Source organism: bacterium (assembly GCA_021372775.1).
Lineage (GTDB): Bacteria > Acidobacteriota > Polarisedimenticolia > J045 > J045 > JAJFTU01.
Window position 1 is genome coordinate 1 of sequence record JAJFTU010000351.1, and the last position, 2,664, is coordinate 2,664.

Sequence of the window (2,664 nt, forward strand, 5' to 3'; positions counted from 1 at the left end):
CCGACTACGGCCAGCGCGAGCAGATGGCCGCCGCCGACGTGCGGACGCTCGCCGCGCAGAAGGACGTCGCCGCGGCGAAGCTCGCCCTCGCCTCCGGCGACGTGCCGGCGCAGATCCACGCCGCCGAGGCCGCGGTGGCCGCGGCGAGGCAGCAGCGGGCGCAGGCCGCGGCGAACGAGACCTACGTCGCCGCGCAGCACCGGCGCCTCTCCGCGCTCCTGGAGCAGAAGGCGATCGGCCGGGCGAAGTTCGACGAGATCGACGCCGCCTTCAAGGCGGCCCGCGCGTCGAGCGAGGCGGCCGAGGCGCAGATCCGCGCCGCGGAGGCGAAGCTGGCCGAGGCGCGCGCCTCGCAGGCGAAGATCGCCGAGGCCGCGGCCGGCGAGAAACAGGCCGGCGAGGCGCTCTCCAAGGCCGAGGAAGCGCTGAAGCTGGCCCGCACGACGCTGGGCAAGACGAAGCTGCTCGCGCCGCTGGGCGGCGTCGTGGCGCGCAAGTTCGTCGAGCCGGGCGACTTCGTCTCCCCGGGCCGCCCCGTCGTCGCCCTCTACGATCCGGCCGACATGTACGTCGAGGCCCGCTTCGAGGAGACGAAGCTCCCGCACGTCCGCGTCGGCCAGCGGGTCGAGCTGACGTTCGACGCCCTCGGCGGCGGCGCCCGCCACGGCAAGGTCCGCCTGATCCACCGCGCCTCGGCCGGCGAGTTCGCGCTGATTCCGCGCGACGTCACGGCGGGCGAGTTCACCAAGCTCACGCAGCGCGTGCCGGTCGAGATCGACTTCGACGCCGACGTGCCGCGCGACCAGCTTGTCCCCGGCATGTCGGTCGAAGTGGCCGCGCGCCGCGAGGGACGGGACGAAGAGTGAGCCAGAACGCCTACAAGTGGTTCACCGGCATCCTCGTGTCGCTGGGGATCTTCATCGCCCTGCTCGACACGACGATCGTGGACATCGTCCTGCCGAAGATGATGCCCTCGCTGTCCACCGACCTGTACGGCGTGCAATGGGTGGTGATCATCTACTTCGTCGGCGCGGCGGTCGCGATGACCGCCGCCGCCTGGGTGGCGGCGCGGATCGGCGCGCGCGTCGCCTACGTGCTGGGGCTGCTCGTCTTCGTCGGCGCCTCGGCGGTCTGCGGCGCGGCGTGGAGCCTGCCGGTGATGCTCGCCGCCCGCTTCGTCCAGGGCCTGGGCGAGGGGCTGCTGGTGCCGGTCGGCATGGTCATCCTGTTCGAGGTCTTCCCGCCCGAGGAGCACGGCGCGGCGATGGGGCTCTACGGCCTCGCCGGCTCGTTCTCCCCGGCGGCGGGGCCGACGCTCGGCGGGCTGATCACCGAGCACCTCAACTGGCGCTGGGTCTTCTACGTCAACCTGCCGATCGGCCTGCTCGACGTCGCGCTGATCCTGCTCGTCCTCAAGGGGCTCAACCAGCGCTCCAAGCCGCGCTTCGACGGCTTCGGCTTCGGCGCCGTCGCCTTGGCCCTCTCCGCGCTGATCGTGCTGCTCGGCAAGGGACAGGAACTCGGCTGGCTGACCTCCGACCTGATCGTGATGCTGCTCGTCGCGACCGTCGTCTTCGGCGTCGCGGCGGTCCTGCGGCTGCGCTTCGGCAAGGAGCCGCTCTTCCCGCGGCGCGTGCTGCGGGAGCCGCTCTTCCAGGTCGCGATCACCTGCATGATCCTGCTGTCGATCAACGCCTACGGCTTCTTCCTGCTGCTGCCGGTCTTCATGCAGCGGCTGCGCGGCCTGACGACGCTGCAGGCCGGCCTGATCCTGCTCCCGGGCTCGATCCTCACCGCGATCTTCACCCTCGCCTCGGGGGTGCTCTGCGACCGCTTCGACCCGCGCAAGGTCGGCTTCGTCACGTTGCTGCTGACCGGCGTCGCCTCGTGGCTCTTCACGACCGATCCCGACACGCCGATCCGCACGCTGGTCTTCGACTATATGCTCTGGGGCGCCACGGTCGGCGGGACGTTCGTCCCCGCGGCGCTGCTCGCGGTCGCGCCGCTGCGGGACGAGGACATCGGCTTCGGCTCGACGATCCAGAACGTCTCGCGCCTCGTCGCGGGGTCGATCGGCACCGCCGTCAGCACCGCCCTGCTCTCCGCCAAGGCGGACGCCTACACCGTCGCCACCCTGCACTTCCTCGAGCCGGGGCGGCCGAACACGGAGGCGCTCGCGGCCGCCGCGAGCGCGCTCGGCCCGACCTACTACCGCTCCGACCTCGTCGGCGGCGCGGCGTACATCGGCGAGCAGCTCGTGCGCCGGCAGACGACGTCGTGGGCCTTCCACTCCGTCTACCAGGTCCTCGCGCTGTTCATGATCGGAGGGGCGCTGGTCTTCGCCGCCTCGCTGGCGATCAAGCTGCCGCGCGGCATGCAGAAGAAAAAGGCCGCGGTCCACTGAGGGCCGCGGCGCCTTCCTCGCGGATCGCCCGAATCGGTCAGCGCGGCCCGGCGAACGGCGCGGCGCTCGACGCGGCGCGCTGCCGCGCGCGGATCTTGGCGTACGGGACCAGCGTGTTGCCGACGACGTCGGGGTTCGTCCTCGCGTCGCCGAGCGTCGGGTCGATCGTCACCGCGATCTCGAACTCGTCGAGCGCGTCGTCGTAGCGGCCGAGCGCCTGATGGGCGAGCCCCAGCGAATAGTGCGCGACCGCGAGGTAC

General features: G+C 72.0%; 3 protein-coding genes. 2 read left to right on the plus strand and 1 reads right to left on the minus strand.

Annotated features, from left to right (window positions below):
* Both LLG88_11690 and LLG88_11695 read left to right on the plus strand, forming a co-directional pair.
* The coding region (locus LLG88_11690; protein ID MCE5247562.1) for an efflux RND transporter periplasmic adaptor subunit at positions 1 to 866 on the plus strand (866 nt) is incomplete at its 5' end.
* The gene (locus LLG88_11695) at positions 863 to 2,404 is read left to right on the plus strand and encodes a DHA2 family efflux MFS transporter permease subunit (protein ID MCE5247563.1); all 1,542 of its coding nucleotides are present in this window, start codon (positions 863 to 865) and stop codon (positions 2,402 to 2,404) included. The genes LLG88_11690 and LLG88_11695, both read left to right, overlap by 4 nt.
* Positions 2,405 to 2,441: 37 nt before the next feature.
* Here the strand turns inward: LLG88_11695 and LLG88_11700 are convergent.
* Positions 2,442 to 2,664: tetratricopeptide repeat protein (locus LLG88_11700; GenBank protein MCE5247564.1), on the minus strand; the 223-nt coding region annotated here is incomplete at its 5' end.